The 26,392-nt window shown below is 35.6% G+C and carries 2 protein-coding genes; both read right to left on the bottom strand.

Annotated elements, in window-relative coordinates; translation table 11 throughout:
- Positions 1-155: 155 nt before the first annotated feature.
- Positions 156-25,517, bottom strand: coding sequence for a hypothetical protein (locus NT145_08845; GenBank protein MCX5782783.1), 25,362 nt, complete (start codon positions 25,515-25,517; stop codon positions 156-158).
- Entirely contained in the window at positions 25,514-26,392 is an 879-nt protein-coding gene (locus NT145_08840) for a hypothetical protein (GenBank protein MCX5782782.1), read from the bottom strand. Before NT145_08840 ends, NT145_08845 begins: the two co-directional genes overlap by 4 nt.

Here is a 26,392-nt window from a genome sequence, read left to right as displayed (position 1 = left end):
ATCGCGGACAGCGTTTTTTTCATGAAAGTTAAATCCTTTTAACTTTCATGCTATCATTTACATTGTGTTCCGTCTATCTTTTAGCTGTTTAGGGGCATTTTTAGCAACACTTTTTAACCTTTATGCCCAGGATGACAACACTCACCCCAAACCAATTATGCCGCGCCGATTATAGCTCTTATTAAGTTTGGAGCGTTCTGCCGTGTTCTGTCGAAATAATTCATAATTATTTTTCTATCTATTACTATATCGAATATTTCAATAAAGTTAACTGCTACCCATTTCTCTACTCTCTCCGCTCTTTCTTTATCTTCCCCCTCTTTCCCTTCTTTAAATTTACTCAATTCAGATATTTCTCCGGAAACAATAAGTTCATTAATATACTTATTTAGTTGTCCTCTGTATTTATTATTTAAGTTAGCCACGGTCATGATATCCTTATCTTTCAGGGCTTGCAACAATATTGCAATAATTTCCGGTTTTTCCGCAATTTGTTTAATTTCCGGTATCTCTTTCACAAGGAATTCAGCCCTTTCATCTTCTTTTACCTTCTTAGCTTCGCGGAAAACATAAAGTTCTATTAATCCATCTTGGTCAGAAATATTTTTTGGCCGCAATCCAGGATTAGCTTTTATTTCTGATTCAAGGCGATCTTTTGCGGCTTTTTTCATCAGGCCTCTCAGCCAGCCGGAGAGTTCTTCTTTTACTTGTTTAGGATTTGTCTTTGCTTTTTCTTTAAGCTCTCCTAGATATTCCTTGGCAGAAGGGATATCATTTTCGGTTAAACCTGGCGTTTTTCCAAGTTCATCTTTAATCGTTTCAATTATATCAGCCGGTTTATCTGCTTCAGAATAACTTAAAGATCTATTATATGAATCAATTACTTTTTCCAACGAAACTTCTGCGAGGTTGCTATACTTTAATAATTCCCGAGCCATATTAGCCCCTCTTTCGCGGGGTATCGGTTCCCAGCCTACAAGTTTTGATAAAGTGACAATCAAATCATTAATATTACCCGTAATAGTGTCTTTTTCCCACACTTCCTTAGTTCCTACTGGGAAACGAATTAAAAAACCGTCCTTTTCAGTTACAATCGCATTAATAATTATTTCTACGCCATTGCTTCTTGCGCTTGCTATCTTGGCTTTTTCTTTATCTGTAAGTTCAACTGTTGCAGGAATCTCCAGGCATTGGGTATTGACATCCATCGTTTCAGAAGCTTTTTCTAGCGGAACAGACATAATAAGTTTTACACGTGCATCTTTCTTAGTACAAGCCGTTTGAATTTCCTTAAGGTTTTCAAATTGACCAGCGGGCGCGCTTAAATAAACTTTTGTCCCAGGTTTTAACGAAACGATAAAATTATAAAGCTCGATAATTTTATCAGCATTTTCCGGCCTTGCAACTTCTTCATTTGCGAGATTAATCCAAATTCTTGTGTACCCTAAATCAAGCGAACGCTTTACTTCATCAATAGTGTTTTCGGTAAATTCAGTTACATTTATTGAAGAAGATATTTCTCTTCCCATATCGAAAATATCCTTAACTACCTTCATCTGCTGGGAATCAAACAGCCACTGAACCATATATATAATATCTTTATCAATTTTAGGCATCCCGACTGTTCTACTAAGTTTTTCTTCGTAAACTTCCTTTTTAATTCTGTTAAGCCATTTGCTATTTTTTTTCTTATAGTTTTTGAATTCGACCTGATCCTTTAGTTTTGGATATATTTCCCGCAAAACATTAAACTGCCTTTTAATAACGCTATCAATCGATACATACTGCCTCTCACTTTCAGGCGCTCTTACTTTTTCGGGATCTACCAGTCCTTTTTTGACCAAAAGAAAATTACTTAAAATAAGCATTACCGCTAAATCAAGAGTGGAATCTATTTTGGGCGTAACATTTCCTTCTAATTGTCTCAAGAAAGAGAGCAAATAATCCAGTTTGCCTACGCCTTGATCTACCGTTACACCTTTAGGCAGGTTTAAGCACTCAATCAGAAATGCTACTGAAAGATTATCATATTTTTGTTCTTTTACGTTGAATTTTGCTCTCGCTAAACCGAGCTTAGCGAGGAATTCAGAAGCTTCTTTTGCGGTAATTGTTTGCACTTTTTTGTTTCTTATTGACCTGCCAAAAGCTTTCATTGTTTTGAAAGCATCTTGATTTTGAATTTTTTCAGGAAGTTCCAAATAAGCAGCATCAAACAAAATAATCTCCTGCTCCGGCGATATTTTTTTCAGCTTGGATACGGATGAAAAATTCAAACATATTATGGGAACGTTGGTGCCGTCCTCAGCAATAGTCCATCTTAAGATCTTTGCGGTTACATAGGCGCTGATGCCGTCTTTGTCAATTCTGAACTTTGCCAGTTTTTTCCCTTTGTTTCCGAAAACAGCCAGGATAAGTTTAATATTTGATTTAGATACCGTACGCGCCAGCTCAAGGTCCTCCGTAGTTGGGCCGTCAAGATTTTTGGGATCCAGTTTGAAATTTTTAGCGGGATATATTATGGTTTGGCCTTCAATTTCGGTTGCGGTTTCTCCCAAAATATTAGCGACTATTTTAACTACCCTTGCAATCAGTTCCGGAGAAGGATTTAATGCAGTTCCTAAAGATACTCTTATTCCTTCAGCGCCATTTCCTTGAATGAAGTCTAATGGAACAGGTGCCGGAGTCGGCACTTGTGGAACCGCCGGCGCGGGAGCAACGGGCTTGGGAGCAGGGACGCCCGGCGCTTTCGGCGCTGCAACAACAGGAGCAGGTTTCGCTTCAGCAGGAGCAACAGTAGGGCTTATGCTTTCAACGTATTCTTTGTAAGCAGTTTGAATAGCTTTTCGTATTATACCTACCGTATTAAACTCTTTCTTTTCCGGATTAATCTCTTTATTATTCTTGATTTTTGTTAATTCAGCAAGCATCTTTTCTTCAAAATCAACTCCTAATTGATTTTCCCGACCTATTTTAAAATTACTAAGCGCTCTTATAACATACGTATTGAAATACCTACCAGTTAAATTCATAACAGCATCTGCTAATAACAATAGAGTATTGGGAGATAATTCCTCTGGCACAACCTGCACAGGGGCGGTTGGCACACCGGTGGCCAGGAAAGGTTGAACCCGAGAATCTTTTCTAATCCAATTTTCCAAAAGAAATTCCTGCCATTCTAAAGGACCTCCTGCATTAAAAATATTTGTAATTATATCTTCAGATTTCAACATAACTCCTCGCAGAAATTGTTCCGCAAGTTTTTTATCTTTTTCTTTAATGTTTTGCGTGACCGATACAATAACCTTTTCAGTTTTATTAATTCTATCAGTCATAAGTGTTCTCACTATCCGCTCCGGTTTATACACTTTGTCAATGATCTCGGAGACACCATTTCTGATTGCTTCCTTCAGGTTTTTGTCCCCTTTTTTAAAGATTACGGTCTCGCTTTCAAGCACTGTCTTTTTTAATTCATTCCATGCGGTTGTATATTCTGCCTGCTTTTTATTTATTTCTTCTATTAAGTTAAAGCGGTATTTTCCTGCTTTCAAGCCTGCTTGTTCTGCGATTTTAAAACAGGTTTGTGTTGTTAAGATATGAACATGAAAGTTGTGAGTTTCTGGATCTTGAACCAATTTTTTATCATCCATAATTTTTCCGCTAAACTCGCCCAGGATTTTTCTTACGTTCTTCTGGTCTTCAGGACTCATTTTTCTTTCTTTCATTGCATCGTTGACTTTGTTTTCCATATCTTCTTTGGATAAATATCCGGTTGCAATTATTCGTATCCAATCCAGCAAAAAGCCTGCGGTTTCAGCGGAAAATACGACAGTAGGTCCCGCGATTTTACTTATTTCTATTTCAATAAGTCTCTGGAGCCAGGGCCAGAACTCAGATATAGGCATATTCTGATTAGCAAAATTTAGACCGTTTAGGACCGCGTATTCGGCCAAATTTTTAAGCACGTCTACATTGTATTGGCCGTGCAATTCTATGAGCTCTTTTCTGATCAATTCGTACGCATTTGGGTTAATACTTGATAAAATAGTTTCTAGCGTTTTTCCTCCGGTAATAACAGCTGCTTTCAATCTTTCAATAAGATCCTCCGTTAAATATATTCCTAGAGCTCCAAAAACATTACTAATTGCCCGCATCACCATATTAAACCCTATTTCTCTTACTCTGGCTTGTATTGCTTCCGTAATTTCCTTATTGACGCCTATATGGTCTGCGCCCCAGCCGATAAGATCGGTTAGCATCCGGTCAACTTCAGATTCAGGCGCAATGATAAATTTTGCATAGGCTCCTTCAAGTATGAATTTATTATTTGGATTCTGCGGGTCTTTTATGGCTTCATTAAAATTAAAATTGATGCCCAACAACGTAATAGCTGCCTGCGCCTGCATCTTTCTATTCGGCGTCATATTCTCTAGCTCTCTCAATGCATTATTATATTCGGGACTGACGGGGTTACTGAATCTCCTATGAGCTTCGTCCAGGGCTTGCTTTGTTGCATTGAACGGATTGACTCCCCCCGGCAGCGTCGCGGCGGGGAGAGGAACGAGTTTTTTTATGGTTTGATCAGCAAAGAAATTATCGATACCTTGTATCAAAACACCTTTAACTTTATCAACAGATTCTCGCTCAGCAATAATATTTCTGCCCCTTTCTAAAGACTCCATAAAAGAGGATATTATATTTCTTAAATTAGTCAAATCTTCTCGATCCAAGACCTGAACCATTTTCAGTATTTTATCTAATTGGCCTAACATTACACCGAGAAGTGAAGATAGATCAGAAATTTGCTTTGCTAGGCCATTATAGGAAGCACCTTCTGTCAAATCTTCTACTTGGGTTCTTATCTTAATAGAAGCATTGAAAATATTGTTAACAGAAGTAAAAAAATCTGCAAATCTAACTGACGGTTCCGCCGGCACTGCGGGAACGGTTGGAGCAACCGGCATTTTTTTCTTTAAAAATTCTTCAAGGCCATTGACTACAGGCTGGTAATTTTCGTAAGGCGAAAGACCTTCTGCGAACAAAGGATATTCCTTATTTCCAAATATATTTATTACTTTTTCAGTTTCATTAACAAATAAATTAAACTCGTCTAAAATCTTTTGTTCAAATAATTTTGACTTGTATTCTTCTTTTAGTTTACTTAATTTATCTTCAAGCCCCCTAATAATACTTCCTATCTTAGCATCCATGTTTATTTCACTAATTTTGCCGCTTTTCAGTTTTTCAAAGTCTTCCTTAAGCAGTGACTCTATTACATTTCTGATACTTATTCTTTCTTTTTGAATTTCAGCAATCGCTTTTTTTATTTCTTCGGGAGAAAGAATAAGAGGGACAGCCGCTTTTTCACCGGAAATGACTTGATAATATTTTCTCATATTATTTATAAAGTCCTCATAATCCTTGGCTGAAGCTGTTAAGTCTTTTACGGCTTTATATTCAAGAATTGAGTCCAATATTCTTGCCATTTCTACATAAGTCCCGGGTTTTATTACCCGCTCTCTAGCTTTATTAATTTTTATATCAAACTCAAGTTTTTGCGTTGGAATAATTGACGCCCCCCGTCCAAAAGTCAAAGTTTCCATATAAATAATTAAATTCAGAAAATCTAAGGGGCTATTAATCAAATATTCGTCATAATTAATTTTTAAAAGTTTTTCTTGAAATTTGGTATTTGCTGCATCATTATTATCAATTGCCATTTGTATGTTATCTTCATCATAAGTTTTAGCGGGCTTTGTCAAAGACAATATTTTTTCAAATTCAGGTTCAAGTCCTAGTTTTCTGAGCTCTTCCGGTTTAATCAGTTTTTTTATCCATTGAACGTAAAAATCATGTGAGCTTACAGCTTTTATATTCATTTCTTGGCCAAAATTCTGCATCGGAACTTTTTGGGAAGATAATATATAATATTTACTCATTATTTCTGAAGAAACAAAAGCAACCTGCAGAGTATTAATATAATCATCTTTTTGTATTTTTTCTGCCAGATTATAAAGAATAGACTGGCTATATCTCATAATTTCCAGACTTCTATTAATAGTAAGATTGGTTAATTCGCTTGGTACCGGAATTCCCTCGATGTCACGCGTAGTATATGCTGATTGTCCAGCTGAACTAGATGCATTTAAACTTTTAATTATTTGCACAAAAACCAAGTCTGTTGTTTCCTGAATGCCTTTTTTGTCTTCTATTCTCTCGTATAAGTTTAAAAGCCAATTCAAAAGATACAACTGCAGCGGAGCGTATTGAATTTTGATAATTTTTCCTTTAATTTTGTTTAGATCTTCTACTGCGGGTTTTTTTGCTGCTTTGGAAAGTTCTTCAAATAATGCTGAAAATTTATTTATAGATTTTAACAGGTCTTTTTGTTTATCTTTAGCGGAAATCAGATCAATTCTGTCTAGATCAAGTGCATCCTGCAAACTAAATTGATTTAAAATATCTTTAGATGTGGCAACCGGCGCTGCGGGAACAGTTGGAACCTTTTTAACAAGCTGATAATATGTTCTCAGATTCTTAATAAAACTTGTATAGTTTTCGAGTAGCTCATCTGGACCTGTTTGTTGTCTATCCTTAAGTTTATAAAGAGACTCTAACACTGCAACTAGCTCTGGAGAACCGCCACTCTCCTTAAAATGTGTAAACACCTCATCAATTTTTATGGCGAAATTAAGTTTCGGTTCCATGATAATACCTTCGCCCCTTCCCCAAATCATAGCGTAAACAAAAAGAATAAAACCTATAGAACCCAGAGGATCCGTCTGCAAGGCCTTTTCGTAGTCAAGCCCCAAAAGTGGCTTATTAATTCCTTTTTCGGGATCATCGAGTTCAAGCCCAATCTCATACTGTTTATTCTCTTCTTGTAAATCTTTACCTGGTCTCGCGGCTTTTTCCAACATCCGAATCACATCTTCTGCATCTTTAGTTTTATCTCCGAACATCTTTGGATTGAATAATCTTCTTACATACTGATAATAAAAGTTAAAGTCTTCCAAAGAGGAAGCTAAAATTATCTTGACGGCTTCTTCGTTCATATTGGCTCTGACACCACTAGTTATATATGAATCAGCTGCAAGACCCGCAGAGACAATTGCCATTTGGATGTTGTTAAAATAATCGTCTTGTGCAATCTTTCTGTTTCTCAGAATCGTTCGAACAATGTTTAATATTCCCAGACTTCTCTCGACTGCTAATTTATCCCCTCCTTTTGGCACAATCCCTCTGTCAATAGAACTTGAGTTAAAAGCCAATTCGACCGGACCGGTGGCCGACTTAAGGCTATCAGATAAGCTTTGGATGGTCAGATCAAATACTTGCTGAACGTTGCTTTTGTCACTGACCCTATCGTACAAGCTGAGGACACGATCAAGGAGATATGCTCTCAATGGAGCATATCCAATTTTCTCAATATCCTTTTGAAGCTCCACTAATTTTTCTACGGTAGGTTCTTTTTCGATTTCAGCAAGTTTATTAAAAGCTAAAGAAAAAGCATTTATCGCTTTGCTTAATTCATCCGGCTCATTCGTAATAATTTCCATGTTTACCAATTCTGCCTGGCTCAAACCAAGTTGTTTTAAGAAATCATCAGCCGAAGCAGGCAGTTGAATTTCCGGAGCGACCGGCACAGCAGGCAATGTCAGCGGGATCCCTGGATGACGGATATTGTAGACCATATGCGTTAAAACGTTAGAAATCCAGGATGCCGCAGCAACCGAAACATAAATCAGCGTCTGGATCCAGATGTTAAAGGCAATCAATGCCGTTCCAAAGATACCGATGCCTATAATTCCGAAAAGGGCTATCGGAAGCAGTGCAAAAAATCTTATCGCCTGAATCCCCCACCATCGCGGATCTTTTAGTTTTTCTCTCCAGGTCGTCTTTGCGCCAGGGTGCCTATCATAGAAGTCCGGACGGAATATTGAAACACTTTCACGAGACGGGGCAAAATATATCTCACAAACTCGTTTTGCCTGCGAATATTTGTAAACACCATTTTCATAGTTTTCCGGAAGCGTCAGGTCATACCAATTAACTGGAAGATCTGAATATCCCAGCCTCCTAGCTAACCAGCTGTTAGGAAAAGCTTTATAAGTCCCAGGCAAGGTCGCAACAGAAGGCAATAGTGCTGAGACAGAAGCAAGTCTTTGTATAACTAAACTCTGATTAAGGAATTCATTGATAGCCGGTATTAAAGCATCTTGAATTTCTTTAATTGCTCCTTTCATGGAAATAATACTTCTGCCTTTATCGAGCGCATCCTTGAAATTAAATATTATATTCCTTAGTTCATTTAAATCCTCCCGATCCGTTACCTGAGGTCTTTTCAGTATAGTATTTAATCGAGTTAACATTGCTTGAAGGCCTGAAGACAATGTAACAATTTCATCTTCTAAGTTTTTGTAGGAAGCCCCCTCTGTCAAACCTTCTACTTGATTCCTTATCTGAATAGAAGCATTGAATATATTGTTAACAGAAGTTGTAAAATCTGCCACTGGTATAGGCGAAATCGTTGGGACAACTTGAACCGCCGGCACTGTTGGAACGGGCCTAGGAGCAACTGGAATTTCAGGCATATAAATTTCTTCTAATATGTTAAAAAGTTCAGAATAGTCAGGCGGTAAAGTAATCGGTTCTCCTAATTTAACAATTGTTTTTCCGGATTCTTCTATAAATTGAATGATTTTTACTATATTTGGATCCATTCTTTTGGTATTAATATTAGCTTTGAAATAGCCCACAATCGATTCAGCTGCATACTTATTAATCAATCCCGAATTCGTGGATTTAATTAATGCCCATAAATAAAGAAGTCCCGTAGCTACTTGCTTAACATTATCAAAATCAGAGTTATATGCATTTATTAGTTCTCTAATTTTATTTTTTCCCTGACTTGTTATTTCTGCTTTATCTGAAATGTAATTAGATGGATTTAAGGGAAATTGCATTAAGGATCTTTCTAATTTTTTAAAGAAATCGAAATCGGATATTTTATCTCTATATATTTTCATATTTTTTAAGTCTTCTTCTCTAAATGCTTCAGCTCGACTTATAATTCCCCCCAGTCTTCCTCCATAAGGCCAACTGTCACTAAAAGTTGTATTAAAATCTGAAGCTCCTGCAATTTCAGAAGACAATATCAATGCTCTGACATTCCTAGCATAATCACCTTCCGGAATTTCTCCCAAATTAGCTAAAATATAGCGCGCCGATAAATAAGAATAGATCATTTCCGTAGCCGCGATAGTGCGGGATTTTTCATCTTTCTTTTCTCCTAATCCTTCTATCGTTCGCACAATCTTATCTTTATCCCTAAACCATATTAGAGCTTCTGCCGTTTTAAAATATAGATCAATCCGATCTTCCCACCTATATTTTTTGAAACGCTCCAGCACTGTAGACAAAACGACTTTATAGGCACTTTCTATTCCAATTTCATTTGCGTAATCTATATTTCTAAGTATGATTTCCTTAATTTTCTCCGGATTTCTTATCCCCGCTTCTCCTAATCTATTTAATTCTGATTCAATCTTATTCTTTATCGTGTTTATAGAAGATAAATTTTTAAAATCTCCATAAAAAGATTTAAAATATGCATCTCTTGCATTATTATTTTCACGATCAGAATATACAGAAATTAAATACTTAAGAAACTTTCCCATTACATCGGATTGCAGCTTCACTTGTCTGAACGTAAAAAAGTCTGTCTCGGGAGAAGCAATATACTCGTGTGCTACAAAATGCTCAAGCAGAAGTGATTTCTTGCCATTAAAATTATCAATTAATCCCCTAAGATATAAATAAAGCACCCCAAAAATATATTTCATTATTTTTTCTGATTGAAAATCATAAGCCGATTCAATATCCATAACATTTTTATTAAACTTTTCTCTGCCATCTTTGTTCAAGCCCGCCCATTTTTTATCTCTATCTTCTAGTTTCTGGTCGAATCCATTTATTTTCTGAGGCAAATTTTCCAGAAAAGGATAGTATTGCCTATCTGCTATTTGCGAAGTGAATAATTGCAAGATTTCTATGTCTTCTTTTAGAAGCTCTGCTCCTTCTTTCATTATATTCTCGATCCTCGTGACCGCCCCGGTTTGCTGCAGGGAATCGCTATCCGCTCTATTTTTCAAACTAGTTATTCCTTGCATTCCCATAGCACTAAAATTATTCAAATCCTTAAAAAATCTTGTATATAACATTATCGCTTCTATCCTCTTTCCGTAATCATCGATATTTAAAATATTATTCTGAATAATTTTAAAAATATAATGCGCAGCGATGAATGCCTCATTAATTTTTGAGAGATCCCTTATATTATTTTCAATATCGTCTCTGGAAGCGACCCGCATATCGCTAATTTCTCGGAGATATCTGTCTTCAACCGATAAAAGAGACTTGATCGCATTAAGAGCAATATCAATATTTTCGATATTTATATTTTTTTTCGTAATTATTGACTGGATATTCTCCAAATCTTTTGTCTTAGCATTTTCCAGAATCTCCATAATTTTTTCTTCAATAGGTGCAGCAGGCGCACCGACTGCTTCCGGAATAGGCTTCGATACAATAGAAACTGCATATGAAGTTGCTATCTTTGAAAGTTCTTCAGGTAAAATCTCTGCGTTCAAGAGCCTATGGATTCTACTGATTACAGACTTCAGATATTTATCGCGCGCTTCATTAAAAGAAATTGAAAGACTTCTTGCTATTCTTTCAACCATTCGATTTGCCGGATCAAAAAAAATGTTTTTCAATTCAGCAATTTGTACTACAAATGCTGTTTTTACTCCCACCTGACCTATAAGCTCAGGATGATCATCTAACCATATTTGAAGGGCTTTCTCATTTTCCGGGTTATTAGGATCAATAAAATAATTATAAAGAATAGTATCTTCTAATTTTTGAGCAAAAAACAAAGATGCATAAATTTGGATCAATTGCATTTCTTTTACGTCCGCTCTATTATCAAGAGTTATACCAAGCCTTTTTGCCCAAGCCTGTGCAAATATTCTGGCTTTATCAGCTTTGAACTGCGGATCATTGCCTGCAAATACCTGTTTGGACCTATCTAAGGCTTCTTTAGTAGTTCTCAACCGAAGCATCACAGGCGTTGCAGGTCCATATAGCTGTGCTATACTTAGATAATCATTCAGTTGATAAAATTCAGCATTTGATTTATTAATGTATGGTTTTATCTCAGGAATCTCTTCGGATAATTCAATTAATTTATTTCGTATAGCAGTTAACTCGCTAATTTTAGCTTTTATATCTTGCGGTGAATTATATTTGTTTAAAGGATTATCCGGATTAAAATATTCCAAAATTTCTTTAAACAGATTTCTTATTCCCTCTCTTACCTCATTACTTGCTTTGGCATCTAAATAAATATTTGCAATTTGATCTTTAATCATATCGAATACATAATAATAATAATTTGAATAATAATCATATATTTCATCAGAGTATTTCTTTAAATTTTCCAGCTCGCTTGCGAACAATGATAAATATTCCCGACTGTTAACTGTTCTTATTTCTTCAACACTTAACTTATCCAGTTTCTTGGAAATTCCCTCCAACGCTTTATTTATTTCTTCCGCATTCTTACCCTGGTTCCTTAATATTTCTTTTTGTTTAGCTATATCATTTTCCAATCTGGTTTTTTCTTCTCTAATTTCGGCAATTTTTGCTTTATCCCAATATTCCGAAGTTTTCTCTAAAGTTTTTATTCGCCTTACAAGAGAATCTACGTCTCCGGTATTTTCTACATTTTGAACTTCATTATCCAAAATACCCGCGGAATAATATGCATTGCCTCGGCCATCAATATCCAAACCACCAACCGCTTTATTCGCATTGCCTTGGCTATCAATAATAATATAAATATACTTATATTTGCTCTTTAATCTTTCTACCCTGGCTTTAATTAAATCTTCTATAATCGGGCCGACATCTTTAATAGCTTTGTTAAGTTTTATAATTTCAACATAGTTTTTACTTTCTATAGCTTGTTTAACCCGGTTTTTAAACACATTTTCTAGCAATTCTAATATGAATGTTGCATTCATAAGCTGATACTCATACATCCACCAAGCATTCCCCGAGTGGTTTCTATTTTCACTGTCATTCCCAATTTCTAGATAATAATCTGACGCCAGACCGCTGCCAAGCAGAAGTTTTATTTCACTTAAAGCCTTATCAAAATTTACTGCTAGGTTTTCGCCGGCTAAAGCAGAATTCATTACATCTACTATGGCTTGTACCGTAGGCGGATAAAGTAAACTGTGTTTCTCGCTAACCTTTAGAATTTTATCAAAACGATTTTTAATGCCTTGTTTTTTGTCTTCTTCAGTAGGTCTATACGCCTCGGTCAGTATTCTATACATTATTGCCAAAGGACGTATTGTTTGAGAAGTTATTGAAATATTAATAAGATCATCTATAAAAGTGTTCTTTAACTCAGTGGATATTTGCGCCAAATCAGATACATTTTGCTCAAAATAATCTAGAATATTTTCCATTTTCCCGTAAAGTTCTTGCATCTTCTTATTCTTCTCAGCCAAATCTTTTTGCAATATTAGTTTATTTAGTTTAGTAATTCCTTTTTTATTGAGCTCCAATTGGATATTATCTATCTCGGTTTTAGTTTTTTGAATTTCATCGACGATTTTTAGTTTGTCAATTAAGGGTTTCTGGATATTTCTTTCTAATTCTTCTAATTCTTTATCCATTTTTTCAATTTGTTCCGGAGCAAGTCCTGCTTTTTTAGCTTCTGCAATTTTTGCTTTTATTTTTTCCAAATCGTTTCTTGAATTCCTTAAATTCTGGAAAACATAACCAACTTCCGACGATCTAAGGATAAAAGGCTTTCCAGCAGTCCCGTATACTAGAGTATTAAAAAAATCCCGGACATTGTAAGTCCTATGGATAATCCAGTTTGCAAAAAAGCCTCCTAAAAATCCCAATGCTGTTATGCTGGTTCCCACTATGCCTGCTAAATATATGCTTAAGTAAGCTAACGCAAACACCCATCCAAGAAATGAGGTTCCCAAAAATGTCATCCAAAATGCCCAAAAGAAGGTATAAATAATACGCCGTTGTGCCGGCCCGCCCCATTTTTCGCCATACAACTTAATATGATCCTCATAAAATTTATTCGGATTAAGAATGGATTGCAAGAATTCTTTTCTTGCCGCAAGTGTCCTTGCTTTATAAATCCATTGTTTTCCCGGAGATTCCTCTGTCCAGTATGCCGGATTCTCCCACCAATGACCGCCTTCTTTACCGGACAATCCGTTTTCATCGCGCAATGTTAAACCTTTGGCATCTGCTTGCTTATATACATCATCATAAGCACCTTGTAAAGTTGCCGACAGACCTTCTAAGGGAACTAGCAATGACGTAGTTTCAAAATTCCCGGCTATATCTTTAATGCTTGTCAATGCTGCCTTAGTTTGCTCGTCAACCTTTAAATCTTGCCCCTTTTTAGATTCAAGAATACTTCTCAGCCTAATTAAAGAATCCAGCATGTTGAAATACTGGCCATATAAGGCATATATTTCGTCTGGAACTTTAGTATTTGCATTTTTAAAAGCTGAGTTCATATTATTAAGGCTTTCTTTAATAGCTTCAATACTTTTAGTCTCAAACTCTATACTCGGGTAAGAATTTTTTTTGCTATCTGGCAGCCATTTAACAATCGATTCATATATATTTTTTGCAGCAAGTCGTAGGTTTTCTTCCAAGATAAAATAAATTCCTGTTCTTGTTTCATCTGTAGTGTTTTTGTCTAGCAATATTTCTGCAATTACAGGCTTCATTTCAGAAACAATTGAAGAATAGTATTTTGAATTATAGACATAAAGGTTTGCGCGATAGGAATTAATTTTTTCTAACTCGCCAACAAACATTCTCAAATATTCTCTGCTTATCTTAATACGCCTCTCTTCTGTTTCCAAGGCATCTTGCGCTATCCATTCTTCAGTTTTTTCCAATTCTTCTTGTACCTTCGGTACCTTGGCATCTTCCAAGTTTTTCTTATTTTTTTCTACGATAGGTTTAAGCCTTCCCTTTTCTTTTTGAATTTCGTTTAATCTTTCAGCAATTGCGTCAGCTCCGTCTTTTTCCATTTTTTGTATCTTTCTTAATAATCTCTGAATAGTTTCAAATTCATTCTGTTTTTTCTCTAAAGCCCGAAGAACCTGATTAATTTCAGGCATTAATATTTTGCCGACACTTTCTATTTTTCCTTTGGCATTGGCCGATAAAATATAATCCTTATTCGCTAATCGCTGGATTCTGTTTATTATCATCCCGAACAAAATAGGCTCAAGTTCTCTTACGGCTTCATTTAAACTCATCAGTGTTGAATAATCTTTTGCGTTAAGCGCGTTTTCAGCAAACTTAGATATTCCTCCCTTCAGTATATTAAGCATACGCTCCGCAGATATAAGATTTGATTCTTTTATGTTCCAAAAATAGCCCGGTATTTCTTCAGCATCGCGGTCATTAGAAACTTTCACTAAATAACCTGCGGGAAGGGACCCGGAATACAGATTTAAAATTTGACGGGATGCCTCAACAAAATCCATAAAAGGAATAGTCATCCCTTCAGGATTATATGCATTGTCTAAGAAACTCAGCACGGCTTCAATGGAAGATCCAATAAATAAAGAGAAACTAGGAAAAACGCTTTCAAATTTTTGAATATAAGTTGTAATGCCATTTTTAATATCTTCTTCTGTCGGAGTATACTTTTCTCTTAATATCGCATCTATTAAAGAAATTGCTTTAACATCGAAAGATTGCGTTGCATATAACAAAAGAATATCAATGAACTCCTTATTAGTTTTTAAGCTGATTTCAGCTATATCCGCCTTATTTTTTTCAATAAAAGCGAATAAATCATCTTTTTGTTTGTTCATTTTCGTTAATTTTTCGTTTTCGGGAACAAGTCTTTTCGGAAGGGCAATTTGCTCATCCCTGATAGCTTCACTAAGTTGTTTTTGAAGGTCAATATTTTTATCTTTGATTGCTTTGTCAATTTGTTTTTGAAGGGCGGCTATTTTATCTACGCTTTCCACTTTTAGCCCTATAATACGCTGTTTTTGCATATTGATTTGATTTAGAATATCCGCTTTTTCTTTTAAACTTTCGGGCTGAATTGTAAGAGGTCTTCCTTCAATGCCTCTTTTCGCAAAATCGTAAACATTGTACCCGCGGTGAATTATCCAGTTTAAAAACCATCCTGTCAGAAATCCTAAGACATTTGTCCCTATTCCAACCATTCCTGCAACAATTGCACTTAAGTTTATTGCCAGTGCAGGAACTATCACAAACCAACCAAAAATAATGCTTACAATAAGCGCTCCCCAAAATGCAAGCCACATAACGGCAATAACTACTCCCTGTCTTCTTGTAATATTTTCATGGGCTTTATAAAATCTCACGGGATGAGTAACAGATTCTCGCACTTCAATTCTTGCAGCAAGCATTCTTGCCTCTCTAATTAAGTTCTTGTTTTCAATTTTTGTCCACCAATTTTCTCTATCTCCTATAACCTTTTTTCCCTGCGCCATAGCCCTATCGTAAACTATATCGTAAGTACTTTTTAAAGTCAGTGCACGTGCTGCGGAGAAAAATATTTCAAGTTTTAAAGATAATGGCTCAAATTCTGGTTTGATTAAAGAAGGTTCATAGTTAGGCGCATATTTTGTAAAAATTCCGGAAGCACGCTCAATAGAGTCCAGCAACCCTGTAATTTCATTATTTAATTCAATTATATCCCTTAAAATACTATCGTCAATTCCGGGCAAGGCCTTAATGTTTTGCAAGTCATCTAATTTATTTTTAACAGTTTCTCTGAGTCCTTGGATTCTTTCTGAAGTAATTTTTTCTGCAGGGATCTCGCCGGCTAACCATTCCTTTAAGTCTTCGTGAAATATTTTGGGTTCACCCTGGTAAATAAAGTTACGTATTTCTTGAATACCTGCAGTTATAGAAGCGACAGTGGCAGGAGTAATTACTGGTGCAACCGGAACAGAAGGAATTTCCGCTTTCGGATAAAATATTGTTTGTAAAGTTTCATAAAGGATTGAGTAATTAATTTGGCCTCTATTCGCATTTCTTATAAAATCAATGACTTTAGCCACTCTGGAATCTATCGGTTTAGCTTCCTTGTTTTCTACAAAATATCGGATTATCTCGCCGGCATCATATCTGAACATAAATTCATAATCGTTTGTCTTATGCATAGCCCAGAAATAAAGAAGACCTAAGACATTCTTTTTAACGTCATTTATATCAGCAGACTCAACATTAAACAATTTTAAAAGTTCGGCTTGCCCTTTCGCAGTCAAAGCTTTTGTTTCAGGATTAAGGTTTTTTAAAACAATTTCATTTATTGATCTTGAAAATTTAGCAAATTCAGGAAATTCTGATATTGCAAACATCTTTTCCATAGTTATTTCAAAATCATTTGCATAAATATTATTAAATTCTTTTAATATATTTTGCACCCTTTCAACATCTTTCTTACTGTATTCTATTGAAGAATTATTAACATATTTTTCCGGTCTACTCCAATCTTTACTATTACGAAGTGTTTTAATAAAATCAGATTGACCGGCAAGTTCTGAAGCTAGAAGCATCGCCCTGATATTTCTTACGCGGTCTTTCTTAGGATTATTCACATCTTCGATAGGAAATTCCGGAACTACTCCGCTGATACCATAGATAATCTCGCTAGCACCCAAATAGGAATCAATGGCTCTTGTAACGGTATCTAGAAGATCATTTACATTGTCCGCTTTCACTCTTCCTTCAGAGATGCGTAATATACGGTGCTCCCGATGCACATCCAAGAAAGCTTCTGCCGTTTTTGCAAGAAAATCAAAACGCTCAGGCAAACCAAAGGCATTTTCGACATAAATCATAAATTCATTCATAACGAGGCCACTGGGGTTTTCTATTCTATTTATTCTTGCAAAGTTCATCCAATCCAGAAGAATTTCTCTAATTTTTACAAAATCAGTTATTTTTGTAATTTTATTATCTTGGAAAGCCTTTTTTATTTCTTTTCTTATTATATCCATTGTTACTTTGTTTAATTGTGAAATCGGCAACCCTTTCGCAAGTTCAGCAGGGGCAAGGCTTTCAGCAAAACTTCTAAGTCTAGGCAATAGCAAATCTTTCATATCCTTCTTGCTTTGTCCGCTTGCAAGTATGTTTAAAGCTCGATCAGAAAAATCACTCTCAATTAGTGTAGAAATTATTGTTTTTATATTTGCTAAGTTTTCCATTTCATTAAACTTGGGCTCAATTTTATTGAGAACATCCAAATTCGCAATAAGCCCTCTTTTAGCCAGATTTATTTCATTTATTATTTCATCTGAAGGCTGGCCAGGATCCCAAGCATTTATTTTTGTATAAATAGCATTGATAGCCTGATAAACTTTTGGCCCGATATTTTGGTTAATATAATTGCTGGCTTCTTCAACTGATTTAAAGGACGGAATAACAAGCGCTTGAAGTACTTCGCCTTTTTCAAAATTACTGAGAATTTCCAGTTTTTGTTGGATAACTTCTTTTACCTCTTTTTTAACTTCTTTGTTTCTTTCAATAAGAAAGGATTCCACTCTCTTAAGATTTTCTCCTGCAAACCTAACCAACGTTACTCGTTGTTCTGTGCCCATTGTTACTTTTCCAGTGAAAGGCTGCATAATATTTGAGATAGTTATTTCGGTGTATGCTGTTCTAGCTTTCTCAAAATATTCATTGGCCTTTGTAATAATATCCATCCTTTGATTAATAGTATCACCATACCTCAAAACTTTGATAGCATCCTGTGGATTAATAAACTTAAGGTTCTTTAAAGCTCTTATTTGTAATTCAATTAAATTCTGGTCATAAGTTGTTGGTTGCCACAATTCATTTAATATTTTTATTGCTGCGTAAGAATAAAAAGCAGCTTTAAAATAATTATAACCTTTTGCTGCTTCTTCTGCTTTGGCAACTAATTCTTTTGGATTTGTACGATATTTAGATATAAGCTCACCTAAAGCGACATCAATTTCCTCAGCCTTAAAAGTCCATTTAGTTTCACCCAGTCGGACCCAGAAATTGACGCCACCAGTTCTTTCTATAAACAGTTCATGAATTTTTTGATACTCTAGCATGTTTTGACGCAATGTTTTAAGGGGAGAACTTCTTTTCTCAGGTTCAACTTTGTCAAACACTGTTAACAATATTTTAAGAAATTCACTTGCATCTGCACCAAAATCATTATTTTTATCTTGACAGAGTTTGAATGAGAAATTCATCATCTCTTCAATTATATCCTTAGGCAATTCCCCGGTCTCTTTTTGTAATTTAGAAATTTCCCCCAGTTTCACAATCCAATATGATATTTCTTTACTAACAATTTCTTCTTGGTACTGTTTCCTCAGTTCCCCAGTGAGTGATTTTTTCTTTGCGATCTCCTTCAATGTTCCTATTTCAGCCATAACTTGCCTCATTCGGATGGCTTCCGGAATCGCAGTAGAAAGAAATGTTCCGGGATTGGCAATTGCCAAACCATGCGCTACGCTTAGGGCAAAATTTTCGGCTTCAGCAGCCGGTAGCTTAGAAGTTACTACGGCAATGGCTTCTTCCAATGCTTTTGCCACACCTTCGGGTTGGGTAATTACACTGAATATCTCATTAATTTTTAAAGTGACCTGCTTCTTAATTTCAACCTCAACAGACGGAATAGCCTTGGCAACAGCTCCGGCAAAATCTATAAATTCATTTTTCTCTCTTAGCTTTGCAATGCCATTAGCAATGACTACTTTGCCACCGTCGCTCGCTGTATTGTATGCTTCAACTATACTACTGATGATGTTGGTTCTGTCTTCGAGCGTTAAGGTTTTAAATTGTTCAGCAACGTTCTCAAAAAGTGCATCACGCACTACTTCGTTATTATTTAAGCGGGCCTTTATGCGTTCTAAATAATAGGCTGCAAGAATTTTGGACGAAACATATTCATAAAGCTTGCTTGCAGTATTAAGCTCAACTGAATCACTATCTACCGATAATTTTACAGGAGCAAAATCTTCGATATCCGGATTACCACTTATAGAATCTAATACTAGACGAGCCAACAAAATTTTTTCAACAAAAACAAGATGTTCACTTGGGACATTTTTTAGCTTTGCCACATAAGCTTCAATAGGCACATTTGCGACATTACCTTTATCACCTTCAAGACTCATTATATTTGCTATTATTAAATTCGTTGTAGCATCAGCAACCTTTTCAATTACTTCCTTACTATCTAATCTATAAACTTTTACACCTTTTTCTATTAGACCATCAATCCTAGCTTTAATGTCTTGTTCTGTTAGGCTACCAGCCTCCTGTTTCATCTTCTTTTCAATATCTCTGAAAGCTTTCATCATTACAGTCTTAATTTCTTTGGTAAAAACTGAAACTCTGGTAGGCTTCGGGATGCTAGTTATTAATTTCTTGAAGCTAGTATCAAGATCGGCTTTAACTGCACCTCCATCGGCATCGGTTACAGCATCTAGCTGTATTATTATTTCATTTCCCAGATTGACCAATTTAGTAATATTTTTTCTTGCGATAGGAGCTCCAATACTTTTCATAGCGTTATCGAGTTGATCAATTAATTCTTGAACCTTATATAATTTAATAGCGGCATCTATTTTGCTTGCCAGCCTAGACTCGTCTCCGAATTGGCGGACAACCTCAAAAAAATACTCTTTGATTTTTCTATTTTTTTGTTCATCGGAAGCATTATCAGCGAAATTTATGTTCAAAGACTCTTTAGGTTTTTTTCCCGCCGTCATTTCTACGGTTTTTAGAATAAAGGGAAATATGTTGTACACTATTTCCTTTAATTCAGTATCCGCATTTATTCGGCCAGATATTATTTTTAATAAATTGGAACGATTAGACTGCCACATAAAATATCTAATAAATTCCCGTTTTTCTTCTTCTTTTAATTGATTTGTTTTTGTTTGATAATACAAATTCAAATCACTCATAGCGAGTGCTCTTGCATCCATTTCTTCATTATCAAATAGACGAGTAATTGAAATTATATTATTAAAAGCTAGCCTTATGGATTCAATAATGGGATTTGAATTCAAACTATGTGAATAATATGCTTCAAGAATAGCTGATCTGATTCTTGCAGAAATTCCTTCCGGATCTTTAAGTTCCATTTCAGTTTTACGGGCTAAGATGTCTCCTCCTCCTCTTTCAACTTTCATTGGAATTTTGAGATCCTTAATTAAATCTATTAAGCTCGCCTCAAATCCTCCTTGCTGTTCTACATTTTGAATTGCAGCTGAGAAGGAAAATAATTCTCTCATAACGGATTCTGTCGCGGTATCAAAGGCTTTAATATCAGTGCTTTTTATATTTATCAATTTATCTCTTATGATATTAATTATATTTATTGTATCGGCTTCGTTGTCCAAATTTATTCGTTTCAAAATCTGGGCAATTAACCTACTGTCTCCTGTTTGGTTAAATCTCATTTTAAAATCATCAAAAGGTAACCTTTGTAAAAGTATATTTTTAAACTGAGGCTGGACAATATTTAAATTTCCAAGTGCTTCCATAATCTCATCAATTGATAAACCTGCTTTTCCAGCTTCCGTAAGCGCCGACACAATATATCTTTCGCTAACATTTTTATCCTTTATTTCTTGCATTATTTCAAAAGTACTTAAAATTCTTATTAGAGTCTTCCCGGACGGTTCCCTTGTGTTTAAACTGGCGATTCGAAGAACCTCTCTAGCCGATAAGCCTGCTAAACGAGCTATTTCTAATGCTCTTTGCATAGTTTCCACTACAACAGCCTTTTCCGTTATGCCTCTAAAAATTTCAGCAAGATTTCCAGTAAGTGCGGCAGCCAGTCTTTGTTTCGCAGCGCTATCACGGGCAATAACGGAAATTTTCCGGCTGATACGATCCTGGAACCTTTGAACAAAAGCAAGATTTGGTATCGCGGCAAGATTTTCCGCAAGCTCTTCAACACTGGCGCTTGTTTCTATTATCCTTATCGTTTTGCGCGCCTGGAGTTCTCTAGTAATAACCTCCGGCAAAATTCTTGTTCCTTTCAAACTTGCAACAATATTTAAGACAAGGTCCTCGCCTGCATTCTCGCCTAAAGATCTAATGCCGGCATTGAAAACACTTTGTAATATCTTCAACAAAAAGGCATATAAGGCATCATTATCTCTGATGTACCTTGCATTATTTAGAACGAGTTTTATCATTGGAGTGACTTCGGCTTTTACTTTAACTACATCCCGTGCGGTTATTATTATATCTTCTCTAAAATTATTCATAAGAATTTTTTGGTTGTAATCAGGGGTGATCATGTGTGCTGTATAATAATCATCCTCTAACGGCATTCCTTCAATGTCAGCAACAATTCTATTTATCTCATTAGGAGCGTTAGCAATTTGCATCTTTCCTGCAAATTCTATAGCTTTATTAATCACATTTTCAGCAGTAGCTAAAGCCACTACTTCATTTCCGGATGCGTAATCTATATTAGCATCAAAATAATCTTTGAGAAAATCTTTTAGACATTTTTTAAAAAGGATATCCTTGTCAATTTTTGTAATTTCATTATTATTGATCAGAGCCTCTATAACTCCCCCGAACAGCAATTCAGCTTTTCTTTGCAAATCCAGATCTGTAATACTGGCTAAATAATCATCTAAGAATTCAAGATAATGCGTTAATACGGTTTTTTCTTTTTCAATTCTGGCAATTACAGAAAAAATAGAAAAAACTATTTCAATATTTTCAGGTATAATATTATTGATAAGCTTTAACATTAAAATTTCCCGATTGCTACTATTTGCCCGACCAATATATTCACCTAACCGTTTTTCAAATCTCTTTACAACAACCGGATCGCGAAGATTGACAAGACCTTGAGCGATACTTTCGATATCCCCCCCAAAATCCCTATAGTTTAATTCTAAATTCCTCATTTCTGTTCTTGCATTAATCTCTTTTAGCATTGCATCGGCAACTAGAGCTGTTTCCGGATTTGCCCTCATTACCTGGAATAAAGATTTTGCTTCTTCAATTACGAAATTTTCGCCGCCAATGCCCTCGGCTTCTCTAATAGCATCTTCAAATACCTGATATATTTGGCTGGGATCACTTACCGCGATCAAAATAGTATCAATGCGAAATTTTGGTTCAGCAAGATTAATGATCTTCATGATACGCTCACTGAATCTCCTTACGGCGGCAGGATCTTGCAGTTTGATAAGGTCGTCAATAAAAGTACTAAAATTCGCCGAAGCATTAGGATAGTCCTTTTCTAAAGTCCTTATTTTTCTTCTAATGTTAATTTCTTTAGCGATAGCTTCGGCAACGGCAACTTTTTCCGGATCAGTCCTCATTAACGGCAATAAAGAATTTGCTTGTTCGATAACAAAACTTTCCGCATCAGTGATTTTTGATTTATCAATAATTTTTTGAAATATATTTGGAATATCCGGAATCTTTTTCAGATCAGTTATTTTTAAAAAAATGCTATCTACTATTTGCTTTTCTTTAATAAGATATTTGATTATGGATATTACCCTTTTAAGATTCCGCTTATACTCCTTATTGCCCGGCAACACTCTGAAACCTTCCATTTTTTCAAGCAGTTTTTCCAGAAGATTGGGTTTAACTTTAATTATTCTTTCAAACTCTGCAACAGCAATTACATTATTTCCGTAAACAATATTACTGATTTGATCTGAAAGTTTTTCATAAACATCGCCCCAATCTTTTTTTAGCACGTCATTCAAAACCAGTTTTTCCCTTTCAACAACGCCAGCTTCAATTTTCACGCTTTGAGTATTTTCGGAAACTTCTTTTCTCCAACTAAAAATTTCTCTCCAAGAAATAATAAATTCTTCTAGCCAGCGCCCTATTCTTGAACCCTTAACAATCTTGCCGAAATTGGTATATTCAAAATCTATATGATCTATTTCGTGTGCAATATATCTTGCAAGCAATTTCCCGCTTGAATTTACTATTTTTAAAAGAAGAATTGGATTTACAATAATTATTATTTTACCGTCCTCAGTTATTCCCCCCGCTTTAAGAACAGTACCTCTAGGAAGAGTATCGCCATAAGTAAAAATTACTCTTCCGGAATATTTGGTGCTGCAATAATTATCAAATAAGTCTTGGGCATCAGTTAACGCTTCATTTTGTGCCATATCCCAAGCAGCTTTTTTTACAGCTCCTGATTCTCCTTGTAATTTATTTTCAATATCTTTTCTTTCCTTTTCTTCTTTTTTTTGCGCAATTGCTTGTTTTAAAAACTGCTTGCCGAAATGGTATATACCTATGGTACCGACAACAATCAACGGAATTAAGAAGAATAACCCCAGGATCAATGCTGCTATATAGGCAGCACTGATCACGATAGAATAAATAGATACCCCAGTGATAACACCGCTCAAGAAAGTCATTGAAAATCTGTTTAGTAAAGACATTTTCATTCCGGTCCCCGGCTGCGCTGTGGGCTTTTCTTCAGCTATCGCTTCAACTTTATCTCCTTTTTCATCTATTCTAGTTTCAAATATTACCTGATTGTCAGTTCCCTGAAATATATATAACTGATTCGCTTGATCGTACTTCTTGATAGTAATTTCATATTTTTCATTTTCTTTCATACCCTTTAATATTGTGTTAATTTGATTTATTATAGAATTCGGAAGTATGCCCTGTTGCTTAAATAAAAAAATGATTCTACCAGAAATGAGTTCTATTTTAGCCTTCGGATCAAGCAGGAGAGAAGGTGGCTCGAGCGCAAAAGCTGAGAAAAGCGTCTTTTCTTGTTCTTTAGCAAGTTTTTCGTATAACTGCGCGGCAAACCTTGTATCCTGAGTAACGCTAGGCGTTATAACCATATAAGAAATGTTTCTTTTTTCAAGCAGTTTTGTAATACCTTCCGTATGGAAACCTCCGGTTACCACTACTTTGACTTCCGGATTATTTTCCATGGATTGGAGCGTGTTTTGAACCGCGCTTTCAAACGGCAAGGAAGTAATATCTTCATTCGGCATATTAACAACATTACCTAATATGTTTTTGAGGAAGGTTTCGTTCCTTTGGACATTTGCCTTATAATAATCTCCAGCCAGGCTGACGTAATTATCAATTAAAGAAAGCCTTTCGTTATCCATATATTCTGTCCAGATAATCTGAAACCGTTCCAAGTTCTGGACAAAATAGTCGTAATCTTCAGCAGATATTTTATTCCCTAAAAAGTCTTCAAAGTATCTGAAAAAATCAACCCCAAAAGCTATATCGTTTTCGCTTTGGTTGTCCACAATCCTCATTTGAATAGCACCCACAAGCCTTTTTTCTTCCTTGACTAATTTTAACGGATTTACAGTTTGCGCGGTTTCAAGATAGTCAAAAAACTTTTTAAGGTCAGGGAAATTTGATGAAAGGTCCAAATTATATTCTTTTGACATTTTAAGCATATAGATATAAAGATTATCCATCTGGGAAAAATTTTCTGTTTTTTCCACAATATATTTGTAAGCGCCGTAAGGAAGTTTTTCTTTAAGGATGTTTACGAACTTTTGAAGCTGAAACGCTACCATTTTGTAGTCAATTCTCTTTTCAAGTTTTGCAAGCTTGAGGTAACCGTATACATTAGGAAATCCTCTCATATCCATACCGAAACGGTCGGCATACTTATTGAGTAAGAGATAGTACTTCCTTGCAGTTATTTTTCCCGCTAAATAACGTTTTGTGATTCTTTCTAACTTTTTTTGCCTTTCGTTATAGTATTCGTCCTTAATCCTGTCTATAAAATATTGGAGTTCCGTTAAATTTTCCTGAATATCTTTCTGGCTCTCAATTATGGTATAGAGCCTTTTGAAATTTGTTTTATACAAATTCTCATCTTCAATGCCTAGGATAAGATCGGGCCTCCCCGAAGTGACTGAATAATATTCGGTACCGGTAAGCTTGCCTTCTTCCGTAAGTTTATCAAGAACTCTGTTTCTTATTTTCTTATCCTTAATGGATGCAAGCCAGGAAGTATCTACTTTGCCGAAGGCTCCTTCAAGATAAACGTTTTGAAGATTGTATTTTTCGTCAAGAAGCTGGAGAATTTTACTGATGTTTCTCTGTACTTCCGCATGGCAGTGCAGGTCCTGAATATTTATTACAACCTGTTTTGAACCGAAGTATTTTGCCTGGGTAATTTTTCCGGTTGAATAAGGAACCTCAAAATTTTGGAAAATCTTGGCAAACTGGCTTGTTTCGCGGCTTGTTTCTAAAACTGCTGAAATTCCCTGCCCCAGCCCGGAAGTAAGAATTAGGCAAACGGCTACCAATACAGCAATAGTTTTTGTTAGATTAATAGACATTAAACAGCCAAAAATTTGCATGGCTGATTCAATAAGACATATATTAAATTTCTCTTTGAACAAATTAATTGTTTTCATGATACCCTCTTTGTCGCGCCTGAAACTAGTTCAGGCTTACTTCGTTGTTCCGTCTCCGATTGAATTTGCTTTGACGGAACGCTCCACAAGGGCAAACCTAAGGTTTTCCCGTTAAATCGTCGCTCTCCCGCTGCTTCGCTTTGCGAACCAAAGCGTGCGGGGTCGCTGAACCCTTTCCTAATAGGTATTTTTATACTGGTCACGCCTGAAACGTATTCACGAGTATATGTGTTAATAAGAATATAATCGGAATTATCTGGAAAATATAGAAAGTCTTTATATGCAAAAAACATAGGGACACAATACTTAATTCCTGAAAAGCCTAACTGCTTGTTATAAAAACCGGCCGGAATTAAGTATTGTGTCCCTGAATTAACAGGGAAATAAAAAACCCGGCTTGACCTATCAAGCCGGGTTCCCCCTAAAACTCTATTTAAAATTGAAGCATAGGCATCGTTAACATTGCTCCTTGGCAGTAAGAAAAAACAAATCATAAAAAGACCCAAGAAAGCTACTGGACTAATTGGAGGATCTGAACAATTTTGTTTTAAGGACGCAAAAAGTGAGGCAAATGTAACAGGGTATGAAGCTTGTGTGAAATTCCAAATTCTTTGGCCATTATATTTTCCTGTTATTTGATTTACTCCGATATTTGCTAATGACATATTTGAATAGGGACTGGTTTTTCTATCGCTTTTCTGCGCAGAATTAACCGTCCTATCTTGAAACATTGAACCAAGAATTTTTATTGGTATTACAGAAAAGCTGAAATATTCAAACATAACTGATTGGAACTTTATAACTTTTTGAAACTGGCCATAATCAAAAGCAGTAACGAAAAATCCGGGTATGGAAGAGTTTAATATTAGGCACAA

The sequence above is a fragment of the Elusimicrobiota bacterium genome (assembly GCA_026388075.1).
Lineage (GTDB): Bacteria > Elusimicrobiota > Endomicrobiia > Endomicrobiales > JAPLKN01 > JAPLKN01.
Note: the sequence above shows the minus strand (reverse complement) of the source record. Positions and strands in the feature narration are given on the sequence as shown.

What these genes read in the sequence shown, in the direction of transcription:
- NT145_08845 (MCX5782783.1), bottom strand. Translation starts at nt 25,517, where the DNA reads ATGAAAACAATTAATTTGTTCAAAGAGAAATTTAATATATGTCTTATT.